Source organism: Burkholderia sp. GW821-FHT14F03 (genome assembly GCF_058803765.1).
In genome coordinates, this window is sequence record NZ_JBXAPG010000014.1 from 105,970 (window position 1) to 125,782 (window position 19,813).

Sequence of the window (19,813 nt, forward strand, 5' to 3'; positions counted from 1 at the left end):
GCATTGCTTCGCTCGACGCAACCGACCTGACAACGCTTCCAGCTTTCGAATCGATCGGGAATCCTCGATATTGGATGGGTCGCTGCCGTTTCGCGCGGATCGTGCGCGAAGGAGGCACGCGACAATGGTCGAGACGTTCACACTCATAGAAACCCAACAACATGGAGCGCACCGTGCATATCAAGAAGAACTGGAAAAAAAAAGCTGCAACCATGCTGCAAGCCGTCTTGGGCGTCACCGCGATTTCGCTTGTACTCGGCATGACCAGTGAATCGGCGACAGCCGCCGTCGCCGCCTGGGCCCCCGATACCTACTACGCCGCGGGCACCGTCGTGACCTACAACGGCAACCAATACCAGGCCACCGTCAGCCAGACCGACTACTCCGCAACCGGCTGGAATCCGACCATGACCACACTGTGGACACTGATCGGTTCCGCGCCCGGCAATCCGCCGACCAACCCGCCCACGAATCCGCCCACCAACCCGCCGGGCAGCGGAACCGGAACAGCGTCCGGCTTTATTTACAGCCCGTACAAGGACACGTCGATCTCGATGAACTGGAACACCAACGCGATCTCGACGAACGTGACCGGTACGCTGAGCCCCGTGCTCTCCGTGCTGCCGTCGGGCGTGCGCACCCTCACGCTCGCGTTCGCGACCGGCGAGTGCGGCAGCGAGAACTGGGCCGGCGTCGGCGGCGCGGCGCTCGCCTCCGCCAACCTCGCGCAGTTCAGCGCGGCGAACGTCAACTATGTGATCTCGACGGGCGGCGCGGCGGGGATGTTCACGTGCGGCAGCGACGCGGGCTTCTCGACCTTCATCAATCGCTATGCGTCGAAGAACCTGGTCGGCATCGACTTCGACATCGAGGGCGGCCAGACCCAGCAGATCATCAACGACCTCGTGCAGCGCGTCGTGGCGGCCCAGAAGCAATACCCGAACCTGCGCTTCAGCTTCACGCTCGCGACGCTCGCGCCCGCACCGGGCTCGGCGACGCAGGCAACGTCGTGGGGGGCCAGCGCGCCGGACAGCTTCAACGTGTACGGCGACTGGGTCATGTCGGCGATCAAGACCTACGGGCTGACGAACTACACCATCAACCTGATGACGATGGATTACGGTTCGGCCACGCCGGGCAACTGCGTGGTCTCGGGCGGCACCTGCCAGATGGGCCAATCGGCGATCCAGGCCGCGATGAACCTGCATGATCACTGGGGCGTGCCGTACAACCAGATCGAGGTCACGCCGATGATCGGCGGCAACGACACGGCGGGCGAGTCGTTCACGCTCTCGGATGCGGATGCGCTGTCCGCGTTCGTGAACCAGAACAAGCTGGCCGGCGTGCACTTCTGGTCGTTCGATCGCGACGCCGATTGCGGACCCGGCGCGGCCTCGCCGACCTGCAATTCGATCGGCGGCGTGGGCGCGCTGGGCTACAGCCTCCGGTTCGCCACGGGTCTCAGCAGCAGCACCAACTGACGTCGCGCGCCGGATGCGGCCGGGCCGGGCCTGACGCATCCGGTACGTTCGTCCGCGGGCCGGGGGTGACGCCCCGGCCCGCCTCGACGGCGCGCCGATCGTCGCGCATGCGGGGCCGGCGCCGACGCAAATCCGGCGAAGACGACCGTGCTTCGCTCGCGGCCCGCCATCCCAGCGCCCGGGCCGCGTCTCGCGAGACCGCGTGCGGCGCCTTGCCGACCATCCACTCCGCTTCCCGAGGCGCTCCCTGCTACGCGCGCTGCGCGTCGAGCCACGCCTGGAACATCAGCACCGTCCACAACGGATGCTGGCGATTCATCAAGCCCGCCTGATGCTGCCGCCACAGGCGCTCGACCCGCGCCGCGTCGAAGAAGCCCTCCTCGCGCAAACGCCCCGGCCGCAGCAGTTCCGCCGCCCAGTCGCGCAATTCGCCGCGCAGCCAATCGCCCACCGGCGCGCAGAAGCCCTGCTTCGGCCGCTCGATCAGCGGGCGCGGCACGTAGCGGTACAGCAGCTTCTTCAGCAAGCCCTTGCTCTCGCCGTCCGGCATGCGCAGCGCGGGCGGCAGGCGCCAGACGAATTCGATCACGTGGCGGTCGAGGAACGGCATGCGCGTCTCCAGGCTCACGGCCATCGCCGCGCGATCGACCTTCGCGAGGATGTCGCTCGGCAGATAGGTGCGCGTATCGACCGCCATCGCCTGCTCGGCGAACGTGAGCCCGCCGGGCCATGCGGACGGCGTGTCGAGCAGCGTCGGCGGCTCGCGGCCCGCGAGCGTGAGACGCTCGGGGTGATGCACCGACGACATCAGCATCCGGTACAGCGCGATCGGGCTGTCCGCGGTCATCACGTTCGCGAGCTTGTGCAGGCGGTCGCCGACGCGCGGCGCGAGTTCGCGGCGCGCCGCCCCGCTCCACGCGCCCTGCGCGAGCGCGGCGAGCTGGTCCGCGTGGTCGGGACGCAAGGCATGCAGCGCCGCCGCGATCCGCGCGCGCACGGCCACCGGCACGCGGCGCAGCCGCTGCCACAGGCGCGGCGTCAGGTAATAGCGCGGGTAGCCGCCGAACAGTTCGTCGCCGCCGTCGCCGGACAGGCTCACCGTCACGTGCCGCCGCGTCATCTCGGCGACCAGGAAAGTCGGGATCTGCGAGGCGTCCGCGAACGGCTCGTCGTAGATCGTGGGCAGGCGCGGCACGATCTCGAGCGCATGCGCGGGCGTCACGTACAGCTCGGTATGGCGCGTGCCGAGATGACGCGCGACCGCCTTCGCATAGCCCGCCTCGTCGTAGCCCGACTCGTGGAAGCCGATCGTGAAGGTCTGCACCGGCTGCGCGGCCTGGGTCTGCATCAGCGCGACGATCACCGACGAATCGACGCCGCCCGACAGGAACGCGCCCAACGGCACATCGGCGCGCATCTGCCCGGTCAGCGCGTCGCGCAATACGCGGTCGAGGCGCGTGACCGCCGCGTTGGCGTCGCCGTCGAACGGCGCCGCGCGGCCTGCCGCGATCACCTGGTCGAGCGACCAGTATTCGCGCGGCGCGGGATCGTGCGCCGCGTGCTCGAATTGCAGATACGCGCCGGGCGGCAGCTTGCGCACGCCCTCGTAGATGGTGTGGGGCGCGGGCACGCTCGCGTGCCGCAGGTACAGGCACAGCGCGTCGCGATCGATCCCGACGCGCTCGAAGCCGGGCATGCCGCGCAGCGCCTTCAGCTCCGAGCCGAACGCGAGCGCGCCGCCGATCCTGCCGTAGTACAGCGGCTTCTCGCCGATGCGATCGCGCGCGAGCGTCAACACGCGCGCGCGCCGGTCCCACAGGGCGAGCGCGAACATCCCGAGCGCGCGCGTCAGGGTCGGCTCGACGCCCCACGCGGAAAAGGCCGCGAGCAACACTTCGCTATCCGAATGACCGCGCCAGTCCGGGGCCGCGCCCGCGTGCACCAGCTCCTCGCGCAGCGCATCGAAGTTGTAGATCTCGCCGTTGAAGATCATCACATAGCGCCCGCACGCCGACACCATCGGCTGGTGTCCGTGCGCGGACAGATCGACGATCGACAGGCGCCGATGGCCGAGCGCGATGCCCGCGTCCGCGTCGAGCCACGCGCCCGCATCGTCGGGCCCACGGTGCGCGAGGCTGTCCGTCATCCGCGCGAGGGTCGCGCGCGCTGTCTCCGGGTCGAATGCCACAGGGCTCAGAAAGCCGCTGATTCCGCACATGACGAATATCCCGTTCGGTTGGTATGCGTCGTTCTGGTCGGGGAAGCAGGCGTCGGCCACGCGGACGGGCCGAGGCCCGCAGGCTGACAGCATGGTAAGAAGAAAATAATCGTCAATTATTCGGGTCGGCCAGCCCCCCTTTTTTTACCTGAAAAATATTCGCATCCAGCCCGCCGAGAGACACAAAGCCCGCGACTATTACGCTGCGCGCGCACCGTTCACCCATGCATCCGCCGTGCGGCGAGATAGGCAAGCTGCGCGCGGTTGCGCGCGTTGAACAGCTTTTCGAGCATGCGGATCTGCGCGCCGACGCGATGCGTGGACATGCGCATCGCGTCGGCGATCTCCTGATCGGACAGGCCGCGCACCAGCCGTTCGAGCACGCCCGCCTGCTCCGCCTCGAGCGCGGCCGGCCGGCGCGCGCCGATCCGCGCGTCGAGCCAGGGCTGCGCCGCGCGATGCACGCCGAGGCTCAAGGCGAGCGCGCCGCCGACCACGCGATCGTCGATCCAGTCGGCGTCGGGCAGGGGCGAATCGAGGTTCACGACGATGCGCAGGCCGAGGCGCGGCTCGGCCAGGCTGAACATCACGCCGCTGTGCATCGCATGCGCGCGCAGCAGCGCGGCGAGCGAACGCGCGCGCGGGTCCGCCTCGCGCCGCGCCTCGGCCTCGAGCGCGTCGAGCCGCCAGGCAACCGGAAAACCGCTGCGCCGCAACTCGGCGAAGCGCGCATCCGCGTCGTGGAGCCCTTGCGCCAGGTAGGCGCGCGCAAACGACGCCGGCGCGAACGCGCTCAGCACGTAGGCGCCGAGCACGCGCCGGCCGATCATGTCGTAGGCGCTGTAGCCGAGCGTGGCGAAGCCTGCGCGGCGCAGCCGGTCGGGCGTGTCGGCGAGCGCATAGCCGAAGCAGTCGGATTGACCGAAGACGGAACGGGGCCCGGTAAGAACGGCCGGCGCCTCCGAGGCGGGCCCGGCGGCCGGCGCGCGGCACGCCGCGAGATCGGCCAGGGAAAACCATTCGACAACAGGCAGGCTGTCTGGAGCAGTCATGGACGAGTGCGTTCCCGATACCAATGTGTTCAAGAACCCCGTCATGCGCATGGTTTTTGGCGCACGCTTCGCGGCGGCGGCGTGCGCAGTTAGTATTACCGGATATTACGCGCAAGCCCGCGTGTTTGTACAACCCTGCCGCACCCAGAGGCTGCCTCCGATGTCCGATGTCGTCCTGCGTGAACCCGCCACGGCCGCGCCCGCCGCCGCCGCGCCGATCGAAGTCGTCTGGTGCCGCGACGCGCGCGAGCGCGAGCCGGCGCCCGAACCCGCGCCCTGCCACGCCCCCCGGCTCGGCGTCGCCGACATGCTCGCGCGCGCGCAGGGCGCGGCGGAGCGCGGCCGGATCGTCACCAGCCTGCTGCACCTGACCGGCTTCGCGACCTTCGCGTACTTCGCGCTCGAATACGCGCAGGAGCGCGTCGACGGGCTGTATCTGCATGAAGCGTTCACGCCGGCCACCTATCGCGGCGACTACGTGCGGCACCGGCATCATGACGTCGATCCACGCACCGCGCTCGCGCGCCTGTCGAACGTCCCGATCGTCTGGGATCTGCAACAGCTGCGCCATGCGGCGCAGGCCGACGCGGAATGCGTCGACGGCTTCCTGCGCACCCTGCGCGACGACGCGCTGTGCAGCGGCGTGATGTATGCGATGCCGGTGCCCGGCACGCGCCTGCATGCCTTCATGAGCTTCACCGCGCCGCGCCGCTCGCGCGACTGGATCTCGCCGGCGACGCTCGAACAGACGCTGTCGATCGGTCTCTCCGTGCATCGCTTCGCGTCCTCGCACCTGATCGCCGCCTCGCGCACGCGAGCCGCCGACCGCCTGAGCGCATTCGAGCGCGAACTGTTGCTCGGCATCGCCGAGGGCGCGTCCGACAAGGAGATCGGTCGGCGGCTCGACACCAGCGCGCACAACGTCGACTACCACCTGCGCAAGCTGCGCAAACGCTTCGGCGTCGCGAACCGGATCCAGCTGACCTACCTGACCTCGAAGCTCGGCCTGATCTGAGCGGCGCCTCTCGCGGCATCAAGTTGCAATTTGCAACCACACGATCTAAGCTGGCGGATCCGGCGAGCGCGCGCCGTCGCACGCGCCTGCTGCACGCGCCCACTCCTCCGTCACCTCCGGCTCCCGACATGCACCCGACACTCGCTTCCGATCTCGCCGACCTCGATACGCTGCTTGAGCAGGTGCGCGCGCACGCGCTCGCCACGCTCGCGGGGCTCGACCGCCGCCCCGCGGCGCTCGCGCCGCCGGCCGCGCAACCCGCGCCGCTCCCCGAACAGGGCGCGGGGCTCGCCGGCGCGCTCGCCGCGTTCACCGCGCGCTGGGCGCCCGGCTTCTCGGGCAGCGCGGGACCGCGCTACCTGGGCTTCGTCACCGGCGGCGCGACGCCGGCCTCGCTCGCGGGCGACTGGCTGACGGGCGTCTACGACCAGAACCCGACCGCCGGCATCGACAGCGCCGCGCCCGATCTCGAACGCGAGGCGGTCGCGCAGCTTCGCCAGCTGTTCGGGCTCGGCGACGCGCAGCACGGCGCATTCGTGACGGGCGCGACGATGTCGAACCTGGTCGGCCTCGCGATCGGCCGCGAATGGATCGGCGAGCGCCGGGGGCTCGATGTCGCCGAGACCGGGGTGGCCGCGCTCGGGCCGGTCGCCGTGCTGTCCGCGACCGCGCATTCGAGCGTGTTCAAGGCGCTGTCGGTGCTCGGCCTCGGGCGCGGCGCGCTGCGCGGGATCGCCGCGCTGCCCGGGCGCGAGGCGATCGACGTCGGCGCGCTCGAAGCCGAGCTGGCCGCGCGCGAGGGCGAGCCGGTCATCGTCGTGGCGAACGCGGGCACCGTCAATACCGTGGACTTCGACGATCTCGCCGCGATCGCCGCGCTGAAGGCGCGCTATCCGTTCTGGCTGCACGTCGACGCCGCCTTCGGCGCGTTCGCCGCGCTGGTGCCCGAGCATGCGCCGCTCGTCGCCGGGCTCGATGCGGCCGACTCGATCTGCATCGACCTGCACAAGTGGCTCAACGTGCCCTACGATGCGGCACTGCAATTCACGCGACGGCGCGACCTGCAACTGCGCGTGTTCCAGAACAGCGCGGCCTATCTCGGGCTGCCCGGCGAGCGTCCCGATTTCGTGCACCTGACGCCCGAGAATTCGCGCCGGCTGCGCGCGCTCGCGTCGTGGTTCGCGCTGGCGGCGTACGGCCGCGACGGCCACGCGGAGATCGTCGCGCGCAACGTCCGGCTGGCCCGCGCGCTCGGCGCGCGCATCGACGCCCAGGCCGGCCTGCGGCTGCTCGCGCCGACGCGCTTGAACGTGGTCTGCTTCACGCTCGACGGCGCGCCCGACGAAGCGCGCGTGCAGGCCTACGTGCGCGCGGTGCGCGATCGCGGCGACGCGTTCATCACGAGCACCGTATACCAGGGCGTGTGGGCGTTGCGGGTCGCCTTCTCGAACTGGCGGACGAGCGACGCCGACGTCGCGCGGGTATTCGAGTCGCTGGTCGCCGCGCTGGACGATCCTTCGGTCGCGGCGCGCTGACGCACTTGCGGCGGTCGCTTGGGCGCGCGCCTCTCGACGCAGGATGCCGCTCCAGGCGTGCGCCTCCCGATGCATGACGCCATTTCGCGCACTCGCCGATCAACGCGCGACACCACTTCGGGCGCGTGCCTATCGATGGGCGGTATCGCTTCGACCACGCGCCTTCCGGCACACAATGTCGCTTCGCGCGCGCCTCTCGACGCAGGATGCCGCTCCAGGCGTGCGCCTCCCGATGCATGACGCCGCATCGCGCAGCCCCCTCAACTGGCAACGCCGCCACACGTCGCGCTGACAACGCCTCGCCCCTGCAATCCCCAGCGGAGACCACCGGCACGCCACCCATCAAGTTGCATTTTGAAACTTGTTGATCTAGCATCCAAGCAAGTTTCGTTTTGCAACCACAAAAGGAATCGCCATGCCCCCGGACCACGACGGCGCCGTTTGCCTCGACGCCCCCGCGCCCGCCTTGCACCCCGCCGCCGCGCCGCGCGCGCACGCCGCCCCGCCCGCGCCGTTCGGTCGCGCCATCACCCTGCTGTGCTCGGTGGCCTGCGGCCTGGCGGTCGCCAACGTCTACTTCGCGCAACCTTTGCTCGACGAGATCGCCGCCCGGTTCGGCATCGGGCATGCGCTGATCGGCGCGGTCGTCACCATCACGCAGATCGGCTACGGCGCCGGGCTGCTGCTGCTCGTCCCGCTCGGCGATCTGCTGCCGCGCCGCCGCCTGATCGTCACGCAGTCGCTGTGCTCGGCCGCCGCGCTCGCCCTGGTCGGCTTCGCGCCGAACGCGCCGCTGTTGTTCGCCGCGATGGCCGCGATCGGCCTGCTCGCCGTCGTCACGCAGATCCTCGTCGCCTACAGCGCGACGCTCGCCGCGCCGGAGCAGCGCGGCCACGTGGTCGGCATCGTCACGAGCGGCATCGTGCTCGGCATCCTGCTCGCGCGCACGGTCTCGGGCGCGCTGTCCGACCTCGCGGGCTGGCGCGCCGTGTACTTCGCGTCGGCCGGCGCGACCCTCGCGATCACGCTGCTGCTGCATCGCGCGCTGCCCGCCGCCGATCTCGCGCGCGCCGCCACGCCGTATCCGCGCCTGATCGCATCGGTGTTCACGCTGTTCGTCGAAGCGCCCGTGCTGCGCGTCCGCGCGCTGATCTCGCTCCTGATGTTCGCCGCCGCGATGGTGCTGTGGACACCGATGGTGTTGCCGCTCAGCGCGCCGCCTCATGCGCTGTCGCATACGGCGATCGGCCTGTTCGGCCTCGCCGGCGCGGCGGGCGCGCTCGGCGCGGCGCACGCGGGCGCCTGGGCCGATCGCGGCCGCGAGCGCCTCGTCACGGGAGGCGGCCTGCTGCTGATGCTCGCGGCATGGCCCGCCGCGCATTGGATCGAGCACAGCCGGTGGCCGCTCGTGATCGGCGTCGTCGCGTTCGACCTCGGCCTCCAGGCCACCCACGTCGCGAGCCAGAGCATGCTCTATGGCGTGCTGCCGCCTGCCGTGCACAGTCGCGTCACGGCGGGCTACATGCTGTTCTATTCGATCGGCTGCGCACTCGGCTCGCTCGCGTCGACGCTCGCCTACGCGTGGCGCGGCTGGGATGGGGTCTGTCTGCTGGGCGCGTCGATCAGCGCGCTCGCGCTGCTGTGCTGGGCGCTCACCGTGCGGCACACGCCGGCCCGCTGGTCCGCGGCCCGCGTCGCGCCCCTCGCTTGACACCCGGGCGGCCCGGCGGGCGGACCGCGCGCCGCCGGGCGTCACCGCGCGTTCAATCGCCGTACAGATCCAGCAGTTTCAGCGTCACGCCGTTGGTCCAGCCGAAGCCGTCCTGCAACGGATACTCACCGCCGCCTCCGCCGCCCGTACCCGCGCCCTCGACCACGTATTTCTCGACCAGCTTGCCTTCGCTCGCATAGACGCCCTTCACGTCGTTCAGGAAACGCGTGCCGATGTCCCGCGCGAGCGCGGGCTCGCCGTAGCGTTGCAGGCCGACGAGCGCGATCCAGTGCAGCGGCGCCCAGCCGTTCGGCGCATCCCACTGCTGGCCGGTATTGGTGGTCGTCGTGACGAGGCCGCCCGGTTGCAGCAGCGTCGCGCGCACCTGCCGCGCGGTCTGCCGCGCGCGCTCCGGCCACGCGACGCCCGCGAACAGCGGATAGAGCGCGGCGGCCGACAGGATGTCGCGCGGCTTGCCGAGCTGCCAGTCGTAGTCGCCGTAATAGCCGTTGCGATTCCACAGATAGCGGTTGATCGCGGCCGCGCGCCGGATCGCGCGCCCGGAGAATTCCGCGACGCAGCGCAGGTCGCGCGTCACGCCGCAACCCTTCACGATCGTCGTCTCCAGATTGAACATCAGGCTGTTCAGGTCGACCGGCACGATCGCGGTCGTGCGGATCGTCGCGAGCGTGCGGCCGTCGCCGAACCAGCGCGAGCTGTAGTCCCAGCCGCTTTCCGCGCCCGCGCGCAAATCGCGCCACACGTCCGCCGCCGGCCGGTTCGGCACCTGTTGCGCGGTCTGCACGTCCTCCAGGTAGGACTCGTCGCGCGGCGTCGCGCGCGCATCCCAGTAGCGGTTCAGCACCGAGCCGTCCGGCATCGCGACGACGTTGCGCGTCGCCGCGCCGCGCCGCGTCGTGCGCTCGCCCTGCATCCAGTACGCATACTCCTTGCGCAGCGCGGGCAGGTATTTCTGGTACACCTTGTCGCCCTCCGCGCGCGCGGCGAGCGTCACCATGTACGCGAAGAACGGCGGCTGCGAGCGGCTCACGTAGTAGGTCCGGTTGCCGTTCGGCACGTGGCCGACGGTGTCGATCAGATACGCGAAGTTGTCGAGCATGTTGTCGACGAGATCCTCGCGGCCGGCCTCCTGCAGGCCGAGCATCGTGAAATAGGTATCCCAGTAGTAGCCCTCGCGGAACCGGCCGCCCGGCACCACGTAGGGCTTCGGCAGCGCGATCAGCGAGCTGTACGCGGGCACGCTCGTCGTCGTGCGCGTGAGCTTCGGCCACAGCCAGTCGATATGGGCGCGCAGCGTCTGGTTCGGGGGCGGCGTCACGGTCTCGTCGACGGGCGGCGTGAAGTACTGGTCGACGAACGCCTTCAGCGAGAAGCCGGGCGCGCCCTTCTGCTGCTGGTAGCGCTGGACGATCGTCGCGGGATCGGCGTTGGGCGTCGCGTCGACGAAGGTTTTCTGGTCGGGATAGATCTGCGCGGTCTGCACCGCGACGAACAGGTCGCCGTACAGCTCGCTCGGCGGCGGCGTGATGGCCGCGGCGGGCGCGGCAGAATCGGCGAGCGCGAGATTGCAGCCGGCCAGCCCGAGACAGGCGGCGAGACCGGCGGCGCGCCACGACGGCGCGACGCTCGAACGGATGCCGCGCGCGGCGCGCGACGGATGCTGCGTGGACGACGACTGCGACGAGACCATGCTTCCCCCTCCCTCGATAGGATCAACGGTTGTGGGGTCTCCCGCCGCGTGGCCCACGCAGGCACGGCATGCTTATAGGCATTCGGAATGCGGGGGCAGCTTCGCACGAAAGCCGGGCGACGCGCAAGCATCGGTTGCCGCTGCACGCGCAGAACAACTGTTGCACCGGCCTACACGGCGGCATCGATCGATGCAATAATGGCGTCTTTGCCGCGCATCGTCCCCATGCCGCTCGCCATCCAAGCCTTCATCGCACCGCTGATCGTCGCTTGCGCGCTGTTCATGGAGACTGTGGATGCCAACATCATCGTCACGGCCCTGCCGGCGATGGCGCGCGACTTCGGCCACAGCCCCGTCACCCTCAACATCGCGATCACGAGCTACGTGGTCGGCCTCGGCGTGTTCATCCCGATCTGCGGCTGGCTCGCCGACCGCTTCGGCGCGCGCACCGTGTTCCGCACCGCGATCGGCATCTTCGTCGCGGGCTCGCTGATGTGCGCGGCGTCGAACAACCTCGAGCTGTTCACGTTCGCGCGCTTCGTGCAGGGCGTGGGCGGCGCGATGATGGTGCCCGTCGGGCGCATCATCATCTTCCGCTCGGTGCCGCGCGCCGAGTTCGTGCGGGCCATGAACTACCTGAGCGTGCCGGCGCTGTTCGGCCCCGCCGCGGGGCCGCTGCTCGGCGGCTTCATCACCACCTATCTGCACTGGCGGCTGATCTTCTTCATCAACGTGCCGATCGGCATCTGGGGCATCTACCTCGCCAACAAGCACATCCAGAATACGCACGAGCCGCACCCGGGGCCGCTCGACTGGGTGGGCTTCGCGCTGTCCGCGACGGGCGCCGCGCTGCTGTTGATGGGCCTCACGCTGATCGACGGCGCGCTGACCTCGCGCTCCACCGCGTTCGGCATGCTCGCCACCGGCGCGCTGCTGCTCGGCCTGTACGTGCTGTACGCGCGCCGCGCCACGCTGCCCGTGCTCGACCTGCGCTTCCTGCGCATCCCCACCTACCACGCAAGCGTCGTAGGCGGCTCGCTGTTCCGCATCGGGCTCGGCGCGGTGCCGTTCCTGCTGCCGCTCGCGCTCCAGGAAGGGCTCGGCATGAGCGCATTCCACTCGGGCCTCATCACCTGCGCGACGGCGTTCGGCGGCGCGATCACGCGCATGCTCGCCACCCGCACGCTGCGCCGCTTCGGCTTCCGCACCGTGCTGATGTACAACGCCGCGTTCTCGGGCCTCGCGATCGCCGCGTACGGCACCTTCCACCCGGGCATGTCGACCTGGGCGATCTGGACGATCGTGCTGGTCGGCGGCATCTTCCCCGCGCTCCAGTTCACGAGCCTCAATTCGGTGATCTACGCGGATATCTCGGCGCGCGACGTCGGTCGCGCCACGAGCCTCGGCAGCGTGGTCCAGCAGATGTCGCTCGGCCTCGGCGTGACCGTCGCGGGGCTCGTGCTGCATATCTCGCACTGGGCGCAAGGGCATGCGGCGATCGTCTGGTCGGATTTCTGGCCGGCGTTCCTGGTGGTGGGCCTGTGCTCTTGCGCGTCGATCCCGATCACGCGGCGGCTCGCGCCGAATGCGGGCGACGAGATGGCGCGCGGCAAGCGCGGCTGAACATCACGACGAAGGAAAACAGGAAAGCGGGAAGCGGGACGGCGGAAGATGCGCGCGGCGCGCACAAAAAAACCAGCGGACATCCACCCGGGGCCGGTAATGAACCGGATGGATGTCCGCCTTGAACGCGCTCCGGGTGTCCCGACGGGGGTGAGACACCTGGATTCGCTCCCTGCGTGCCATAGAAATATCGTGCGTCGGGAGCAGAACCTGCCATGTGCGGGCTGGTACGGCGTTGGAAAAACTATAAGGAATCTTGAGCAAACCTTCTGTCAACGATTGTCAGAAACCCGTCAGCCGAGCAATTTTGCAACGCATCTCGCCCCGCGCCGATTCGCGCTACAGTGTCGAACCGCACCCTTATTTCCCGTTCCGCACGTGACCACGCTCTCCGTCAATGCAGCGCGCGCGCTGCATCTTTCCGCCCAGGGATTGCTGACCCCGCCCCGCCGCAAGGCCGTGAAGGCCGACGTGCTGACGGCCATCCAGCGCATGGCGCAATTGCAGATCGACACGATCCACGTGGTCGCGCGCAGCCCTTACCTGGTGCTGTTCAGCCGGCTCGGGCCGTATCGGCAGCAGTGGCTGGACGAGCACCTGGCCGAGGCGCGGCTGTTCGAGTACTGGTCGCACGAAGCCTGCTTCCTCCCCATGGACAGCTTCGGGCTGATGCGGCACAAGATGCTGAATCCGGCCGGAATGGGCTGGAAGTATCCGGCCGAATGGCACGCGAAGCATCGAAAGGAAATCGACAGCTTGCTCGCGCGAGTGCGCGACACCGGGCCGGTGCGCTCGGCCGACTTCGCGCGCGACGGCGCGAAGGGCAACGGCTGGTGGGACTGGAAGCCGGAAAAGCGGCATCTCGAAGTCCTCTTTTCGACAGGAGACCTGATGGTCGCGGAGCGGCGCAACTTCCAGCGCGTCTACGACGTGCGCGAGCGCGTGCTGCCCGATTGGGAGGATGCGCGCGACCTGCCGCCGCGCGAGCGGGTGTTGCCGCAGCTGCTGGACAACACCTGCCGCGCGCTGGGCATCGTGCGCGCGGACTGGGTGGCCGATTACTACCGCCTGCCCAGGCGCGGGTATCACGACGCGCTGCGCGCGCTCGCCGATGCGGGCACGCTGCTGCCGGTGAACGTGACGGGCTGGAAGGAGCAGGCGTACGTGCACCGGGATTGTGCGCCGCTCCTCGACGCGGCCGGCCAGGATGCGCTGCGCGCGACCGCCACCGCGCTGCTGTCGCCATTCGATCCCGTGGTCTGGGATCGCCGCCGCGCGTCGACGCTGTTCGGCTTCGACTACACGATCGAGTGCTATACGCCGGGGCACAAGCGTCGCTACGGTTATTTCTGTCTACCGATCCTGCATCGGGGCCGGTTGATCGGGCGCGTCGATGCGAAGGCGCACCGTGCCCAGCAGGTGTTCGAATTGAAGGCGGTGCACATCGAGCCCGGCGTGCGGCTCGGCGCGGGCCTCGCGGCCGATCTCGGCCGGGCGGTGCGGCGGCTCGCCGACTGGCACGAGACGCCGGTGATCCGGGTGGGGACGGCGCCCGCCGAATTGCGCGCGGCGCTCGAGGGCGATTGACGCGCGCGTCCGGATTCAGTCGCGCAGTTGGCGAAACCGCGGGGTGCCGTCGGCGAGCGTGCCGTCGAACATCTCGGTCGGCCGCACCCACAGGCCGCGCGCATGCGGCCACAGATGTTCGTAGACGACCACCGACTCCTCGGTTTCCGAGTGCCGCGCGACACCGATCTTCCGGTACAGCCCGCCCTTGTAGTGGCGATGGGTGGCGAGTTGTTCGGCTTCCTGCTCGGTCATGTTGCGCTCCGAAAAATAAAGAGCGCAATTGTATGCGAAGGTCCCCTCAGCTCGCCGCCGCCGCGTAAATTCCCGGGCGGTGCAGCTCCATCCAGTTCTCCGGGTGCGCAGGCGCCTTGAACCCGACCGGGCGGTACAACGCGTGCGCATCGGAGGTGACGAGCATCATGCGACGCAGCCCTTGCAGCGTCTCATGCGCGAACACGTGATCGATCAGCGCGCGGCCGTAGCCGCGCCCGCGAAACGCACTCACCACGAACACGTCGCACAGATACGCGAAGGTCGCGTAGTCGGTCACGAGCCGCGCGAAGCCGACGAGCCGATCGTCGAGATACGCCCCGAAGCACATCGAGCCGTCGATCGCGCGCTCGACCACCTCGCGCGGAATCCCCTTCGACCAGTACGCCTCGCCGGACAGGAACGCGTAGATCACATCGCGGTCGAGCGCTTGCTTGTCGGTCGAAAAGCGCAGGACGGGCGTCGGGACGGTGGACACGGACGATCTCCGGAAGGAAACGGCGGGCGGATGGACGGGAAAGCACCGACGATAGCGCGCACGGGGCCCGATCACAAGCGTCGGATTCGACGCGCCGCTCAACCGAACGGCCGCACCCCGATCAGCCAGCCGTGCAGCACGAACGCGAACAGCACCCATGCCAGCAGCCCGGCCGCGGCCGCGACGCCGTCGCGCGCGAGCGAGCCGGCCGGATAGCGCACGCCGTCACGCCGGTCGCGCGCGCGCGAAGCGAGGAAATCGACGAGCGACCACGCGAAGAACGCACCGAACAGCAGCGCCGCATGCAGCGTCGCATTGGCGAGCAGATGCGCGACCGCCCAGACCATCACGCCGGCCAGCAGCGGATGGCCGACGAGCGCCTTGATCCGCGTGCCCGGCACCCAGGCGGCCGCGAACAACACGAAGGCCGCCGCCGTGAGCAGCCCGGTGAGATGACGGATGCCGACAGGCGGGAGCCACAGCAGCGTCGCGCCGTCGCGCGCGAGCCCGTAGCCCCACACGATCAGCGCGAAGCCGCCTAGCGCGGCGAGCGAATACACCCCCTTCCAGCGTTTGTCGCCGTGGCGCGCGATCTGCTCGGCGCGCCAACCGTCGGCGACGATCCGGATCGAATGCAGGCCCAGGAACATCAACAAACCGAGGATCAGGACAAGCATGAGCATCTCCAGTGGGGAAGCGTGTTGTCGATATGGTCAGGGTTGCCGCCGGTGCAGCCGTGCATCCTATCGCGCGACGGTCGCCTGCGCGACCCTCGCCGGCCCCGCTGCGCGCATCAGCCGCGCCGCGCGCGCCGTGTCCTGCCGCCCGCGCCGGCAAGCGCCGCGCGATACGCGTCGCGACACCAGCGCTGCAGCTCGCCGACCTCCTCCAGCACGTCCGCCGGCGCGGTGTAATAACTGGCCATCACGACCGTCCTGCCGCGCGATGCGTAGGTGAAGGGCTGCATCCCCGCGCCGATGAACGCGGGCCGGCTCAGATCGTCGACCCGCAGGTACAGCGTGCCGTCGTAGAGCAGCGCGAACGGCACGCCGGCGAGCCGCAGCGACACGCAGCTGAACAGGCGCTGCAGTTCGACGGCCCCCATCCCGGCCAGGTGCGCGGCCAGTTCCTCCGCGCGCGGCAGTTCCGCCTTCCAGCTCATGCGCCGCCCTCGCCCGCCGCGAACGGTCGATACCCATGCACGGCGCCGCGCCGCAGGTGTTGATGAACGCGCCGGACGAGGCCGCCGGGCACGAAGCCGCGGCGCGCATGGAAGCGGCAGGCCGCCGCGTTGCTGTCCAGGGTGTCGAGTGTCGTCAGGCCGCCGAGCGTATGCGCATGCGCCCAGTCGGCGGCCCGGTCGAGCCGCGCGCGGCCACGCGAAGAAGCGCGCTCGACGGCGATCTCGTCGAACCGCGCATCGCCGTGCCATTGCGCGGATACCGCTGCGCGCGCAACCACCCGGCGGTCGCCGCACGCGAGCCGCGCCTCGCCTGCACCATCGTCGAGATCGAGCGGTTCGAGCAGTTCGTCACGGGTGCTCGCGCCACAGGCTTCGCGCAAGACGGGCGCGACCGCTTCCTCGCGATGCGCGAAGCGCCCGTCGGCGTCGACCGACACGCGCCGACGCACCGCGACGTCGAGCGACGCGGCGGACCAGGACGTCAGCACCGGCTCGGCGTCGGCCAAGGGCATCGGATGCACGCCGGGCTCAGCGGGCGGCGGCCACCACGTCGGCGACCGCGGCCGTCAGCCGCTTCGCATACGGCACGTGCAGGAATTCGTTCGGGCCATGCGCGTTCGACTTCGGCCCCAGCACGCCGCACACCATGAACTGCGCCGACGGGAAGCCCGCCTTCAGCACGTTCATCAGCGGAATCGTGCCGCCCAGCCCCATGTACGCGCAGTCCGCGCCGAAGTGGCGACGCGACGCATCGTCGAGCGACGCGGCGAGCCACGGCGCGAGGTCCGGCGCGTTCCAGCCGGTCGCGGCGCCCGCGTCGGGGCGGAAGGTCACCTTCGCGTTGTACGGCGGATCGAATTCGAGCAGCGTCTTCAGCTCCTGCACCGCGCGCGCCGCGTCGACGGTCGGCGGCAGCCGCAGCGACAGCTTGAACGCGGTGCGCGGGCGCAGCACGTTGCCGGCGTTGGCGAGCGCGGGCAGGCCTTCCGCGCCGGTGACGGACAGCGACGGCCGCCAGGTCGAATTGAGCAGCGCCTCGCGCGGATCGGTGGTGGTCGGCAGCACCTTGCGGCCATCCTGCCCGCAGGCCCACGGCAGCCCTTTCCAGACGCTGTCGCCGAGGATCGCGACGGCGGCCTCGGTCTCGCGCAGCCGGCTCGCCGGCACCTCGCAGTGGAACGAACGCGGCAGCAGGTTGCCGCTCGCCGCATCCTCGAGCCGCTCGAACAGCTGGCGCATGATGCGGAAGCTCGACGGCGCGATCCCGCCCGCCGTGCCCGAATGCAGCCCTTCGTCGAGCACCTCGACCTGCAGGTCGCCCGACACCAGCCCGCGCAGCGACGTGGTCAGCCACAGCTGGTCGTAGTTGCCCGCGCCCGAGTCGAGGCAGATCACGAGGCTCACCTGGCCGAGCCGGTCGCGCAGCGCGTCGACATAAGGCAGCAGGTCGAAGCTGCCCGATTCCTCGCAGGTTTCGATCAGGCCGACGCAGCGCGGCCGTTCGATGCCTTGCGCGTCGAGCGCCGCGAGCGCGGTCAGGCTCGCGTAGATCGCGTAGCCGTCGTCGGCGCCGCCCCGGCCGTACAGCTTGCCGTCCTCGAGCTTCGGCGTCCACGGGCCGAGGTCCGCGCGCCAGCCGTCGAATTCCGGCTGCTTGTCGAGATGGCCGTACAGCAGGATCGTCTCCGTGCTGCCCGAACGCGTCGCGGGCGACTCGAAGAAGATCACCGGCGTGCGGCCCGGCAGGCGCACGACCTCCAGCGTCAGCCCCTTGACCGGCTGCCGCTCGGCCCATTGCGCGGCGTCCACCACCACGCGTTCGAGCAGGCCGCGCTTTTCCCAGTCGGGATCGAATGCGGGACTCTTCGCGGGCACCGCGATGTAGTCGGTCAGCGCATGCAGGATCTCGTCGTTCCATTTGCGCTCGATGAAGTCGTTGAGCTGCGCATGGTCGATGGCGGAAGTGGTGTCGGCGGTGGTCATGGTGGCGGTGGGAACGAGACTGGCGAAAGCCACGATGATAGCGCCGAAGCCCCGTTCGCCGCAGCCCTGGCGCGTTGTGCGCCGCAACCGGCCGCGCGCGCCGACGCCGCCGCGCGACAAGTCGCGCGCAAGGTGAAATAACCCTGCCGATTGGGCATGTCGCACCTCGACTTTCAATTCGCCGCGTCAATCCATTCATTTTCCGGACGGCATGGAATACGCCATTCAATTCCGCTCACATTCCCGTGCGGAAAGGGCTTGCGGCAAATCGACGCGTCCATTCATTCAATTGATCTCAATGATCGAAGTCAATGTTCAATAAATCGTCATTCAAATCCGATTTATTAACCGTAATCACGCGGGATAACATCGCCTCAAACAAATTCCGGACGATGCATCGCAACCCGCCACACGCCGCGCGCGAAGGTCGTCCGCTCCACCCAGCTCACTGGAGGCTCGCATGTCAGATGCCCGTTCAACCGCCGTGTCCGCGTCGTCCACCGCGTCCGCCCCGAAGATCGGGGTCGTTCCCGCCACGTTGATGGTGGCGGGCAACATGATGGGCTCCGGCGTCTTCATGCTGCCCGCGAACCTCGCCGCGACAGGCGGCATCGCGCTGTTCGGGTGGCTCGTCACCGTGGTCGGCGCGGTCTCGCTCGCGCTGGTGTTCGCCAAGCTGGCCGCGATCGACCCGGTCGCGGGCGGCCCCTATGCGTATGCGCGCAAGGCCTTCGGCCCGTACATGGGCTACCAGACCAACCTCATCTACTGGCTCGCGAACGTGCTCGGCAACGTGGGCCTCGCGGTCGCCGGGCTCGGCTACCTCACGCATTTCTTCCCGATGCTCAAGGAGCCGCTCGTGTTCGCGCTCGCGCAGATCTTCGTGATCTGGCTGTTCACCTACGCGAACATCCTCGGGCCGAAGGTGGTCGGCCGCGTGCAGTCGGTCACCACGATCTTCGCGCTCGTCCCGATCCTCGGGATGGCCGTGTTCGGCTGGTTCTGGTTCAGCAAGGACGTCTATCTCGCGGGCTGGAACGTGTCCGGGCAGGACAGCATCGGCGCGATCGGCGCGACCCTGAACTTCACGCTGTGGGCGTTCATCGGCGTCGAAAGCGCGTCGGTGTCGGCCGGCGTGGTCGAGAACCCCTCGCGCAACGTGCCGATCGCGACCGTCGGCGGCGTGGTGCTCGCCGCGGTCTGCTACGTGCTCAGCTCGACCGTGATCATGGGCATGATCCCGAACCAGGCCCTGCTCGCGTCGAGCGCGCCGTTCGCGGACGCCGCGCGCCTCGCGCTCGGCAGCACCGCCGCGAACGCGGTCGCGATCTGCGCGGCGCTCGGCTGCCTCGGCTCGCTCGCGGGCTGGACCCTGCTGGTCGGCCAGACCGCCAAGGCCGCCGCCGACGACGGCCTGTTCGGCAGCGTGTTCGCGCGCGTCAACTCGAAGAACGTGCCGTCCGCCGGGCTCGCGATCGTCGCCGTCATCATGTCGGTGCAGGTGCTCGCGACGATGTCGCCGACCGCGAGCCAGCAGTTCGGCAAGATCGCGTCGATCGCCGTGATCATGACGCTGCTGCCCTACATCTATTCGTGCATCGCGATCAAGGTGCTCGGCTACGGCAAGATGCCGTCGCGCCAGTTCAGCTTCTACACGATCGTCGGCCTGATCGGCGCGGTCTACGCGCTGTGGGCGATGGTCGGCTCGGACGGCCAGCAGACGCGCTGGTCGCTGATCTTCGTGGTCGCGACGATCGTGTTCTACGAGCTGTCGATCAACCGCCAGCGCGAGATCGAGGAAACCCACGTGCATCCGGGCGGCCGTTCGCCGCACTGGGTCCGCTACCTCGCGCTCGGCGTCACGATCGTCGCGCTCGTCGCCACCTTCTGGATCTCCGTGGGCCGTCACGAGGCCTTCAATCTTCATGCCCGCTCGCCGGCCGCCGGCGCGGGCGTCACCGCAACCCAGCAACAGGGGAAATGA

16 protein-coding genes are annotated in these 19,813 nt (G+C 69.5%); 7 read left to right on the plus strand and 9 right to left on the minus strand.

Going from position 1 to position 19,813, the window contains the following annotated elements; translation table 11 throughout:
• Positions 1 to 173: 173 nt before the first annotated feature.
• Entirely contained in the window at positions 174 to 1,481 is a 1,308-nt protein-coding gene (locus tag AC1RQF_RS11980) for a carbohydrate-binding protein (protein WP_273997987.1), read from the plus strand.
• Positions 1,482 to 1,731: 250 nt separating this feature from the next.
• Here AC1RQF_RS11980 and asnB read toward each other — a convergent pair whose 3' ends face one another.
• Together asnB and AC1RQF_RS11990 are read right to left on the minus strand one after the other, a co-directional pair.
• On the minus strand, positions 1,732 to 3,699 hold the full coding sequence (gene asnB, locus AC1RQF_RS11985) for an asparagine synthase (glutamine-hydrolyzing) (RefSeq protein ID WP_492872121.1): 1,968 nt from the start codon (positions 3,697 to 3,699) through the stop codon (positions 1,732 to 1,734).
• Positions 3,700 to 3,917: 218 nt separating this feature from the next.
• Positions 3,918 to 4,751 (minus strand): autoinducer binding domain-containing protein, encoded by an 834-nt coding sequence (locus tag AC1RQF_RS11990; protein WP_273997985.1) that lies wholly within the window; start codon positions 4,749 to 4,751, stop codon positions 3,918 to 3,920.
• Between the two features lie 160 nt (positions 4,752 to 4,911).
• On the opposite strand from AC1RQF_RS11990, the gene AC1RQF_RS11995 reads away from it, so the two are divergent.
• The 3 genes from AC1RQF_RS11995 to AC1RQF_RS12005 all read left to right on the plus strand — a co-directional run bounded on the left by AC1RQF_RS11995 (position 4,912) and on the right by AC1RQF_RS12005 (position 9,012).
• Positions 4,912 to 5,766: a helix-turn-helix transcriptional regulator gene (locus AC1RQF_RS11995; RefSeq protein WP_273997983.1), complete on the plus strand. Its 855-nt coding sequence runs from the start codon at positions 4,912 to 4,914 to the stop codon at positions 5,764 to 5,766.
• 128 nt (positions 5,767 to 5,894) lie between these two features.
• Positions 5,895 to 7,301 carry a pyridoxal phosphate-dependent decarboxylase family protein gene (locus AC1RQF_RS12000; protein ID WP_273997981.1) on the plus strand — a complete coding sequence of 469 codons (1,407 nt, stop codon included), beginning with the start codon at positions 5,895 to 5,897 and terminating at the stop codon, positions 7,299 to 7,301.
• Between the two features lie 415 nt (positions 7,302 to 7,716).
• Positions 7,717 to 9,012 carry an MFS transporter gene (locus tag AC1RQF_RS12005; RefSeq protein ID WP_492872122.1) on the plus strand — a complete coding sequence of 432 codons (1,296 nt, stop codon included), beginning with the start codon at positions 7,717 to 7,719 and terminating at the stop codon, positions 9,010 to 9,012.
• 52 nt (positions 9,013 to 9,064) lie between these two features.
• On the opposite strand, the gene treA is transcribed toward AC1RQF_RS12005, so the two are convergent.
• Positions 9,065 to 10,723, minus strand: a complete 1,659-nt coding sequence (gene treA, locus AC1RQF_RS12010; protein ID WP_273997979.1) for an alpha,alpha-trehalase TreA — start codon at positions 10,721 to 10,723, stop codon at positions 9,065 to 9,067.
• 225 nt (positions 10,724 to 10,948) lie between these two features.
• Here treA and AC1RQF_RS12015 point away from each other — a divergent pair, with 225 nt between their 5' ends.
• Together AC1RQF_RS12015 and AC1RQF_RS12020 are read left to right on the plus strand one after the other, a co-directional pair.
• A complete protein-coding gene (locus tag AC1RQF_RS12015; RefSeq protein WP_273997978.1) occupies positions 10,949 to 12,346 on the plus strand; it encodes an MFS transporter in 1,398 nt (465 codons plus the stop codon).
• A gap of 378 nt (positions 12,347 to 12,724) precedes the next feature.
• A complete protein-coding gene (locus tag AC1RQF_RS12020) occupies positions 12,725 to 13,933 on the plus strand; it encodes a winged helix-turn-helix domain-containing protein (RefSeq protein WP_492872123.1) in 1,209 nt (402 codons plus the stop codon).
• Between the two features lie 15 nt (positions 13,934 to 13,948).
• Here AC1RQF_RS12020 and AC1RQF_RS12025 read toward each other — a convergent pair whose 3' ends face one another.
• The 6 genes from AC1RQF_RS12025 to AC1RQF_RS12050 all read right to left on the minus strand — a co-directional run bounded on the left by AC1RQF_RS12025 (position 13,949) and on the right by AC1RQF_RS12050 (position 17,829).
• Complete coding sequence (locus AC1RQF_RS12025) at positions 13,949 to 14,167, minus strand: DUF1653 domain-containing protein (protein WP_273997975.1); 219 nt, start codon at positions 14,165 to 14,167, stop codon at positions 13,949 to 13,951.
• Between the two features lie 46 nt (positions 14,168 to 14,213).
• On the minus strand, positions 14,214 to 14,663 hold the full coding sequence (locus AC1RQF_RS12030; protein WP_273997973.1) for a GNAT family N-acetyltransferase: 450 nt from the start codon (positions 14,661 to 14,663) through the stop codon (positions 14,214 to 14,216).
• 98 nt (positions 14,664 to 14,761) lie between these two features.
• Positions 14,762 to 15,340, minus strand: coding sequence for an NnrU family protein (locus tag AC1RQF_RS12035; RefSeq protein WP_273997972.1), 579 nt, complete (start codon positions 15,338 to 15,340; stop codon positions 14,762 to 14,764).
• A gap of 116 nt (positions 15,341 to 15,456) precedes the next feature.
• Positions 15,457 to 15,825, minus strand: a complete 369-nt coding sequence (locus AC1RQF_RS12040; protein WP_273997971.1) for a TfoX/Sxy family protein — start codon at positions 15,823 to 15,825, stop codon at positions 15,457 to 15,459.
• Positions 15,822 to 16,358: a GNAT family N-acetyltransferase gene (locus tag AC1RQF_RS12045; protein ID WP_492872124.1), complete on the minus strand. Its 537-nt coding sequence runs from the start codon at positions 16,356 to 16,358 to the stop codon at positions 15,822 to 15,824. The genes AC1RQF_RS12040 and AC1RQF_RS12045 overlap by 4 nt, the downstream gene beginning before the upstream one ends.
• 16 nt (positions 16,359 to 16,374) lie before the next feature.
• Positions 16,375 to 17,829: a M20 family metallopeptidase gene (locus AC1RQF_RS12050; RefSeq protein ID WP_492872137.1), complete on the minus strand. Its 1,455-nt coding sequence runs from the start codon at positions 17,827 to 17,829 to the stop codon at positions 16,375 to 16,377.
• Between the two features lie 460 nt (positions 17,830 to 18,289).
• Here AC1RQF_RS12050 and adiC point away from each other — a divergent pair, with 460 nt between their 5' ends.
• Positions 18,290 to 19,813: an arginine/agmatine antiporter gene (gene adiC / locus AC1RQF_RS12055; RefSeq protein WP_273997967.1), complete on the plus strand. Its 1,524-nt coding sequence runs from the start codon at positions 18,290 to 18,292 to the stop codon at positions 19,811 to 19,813.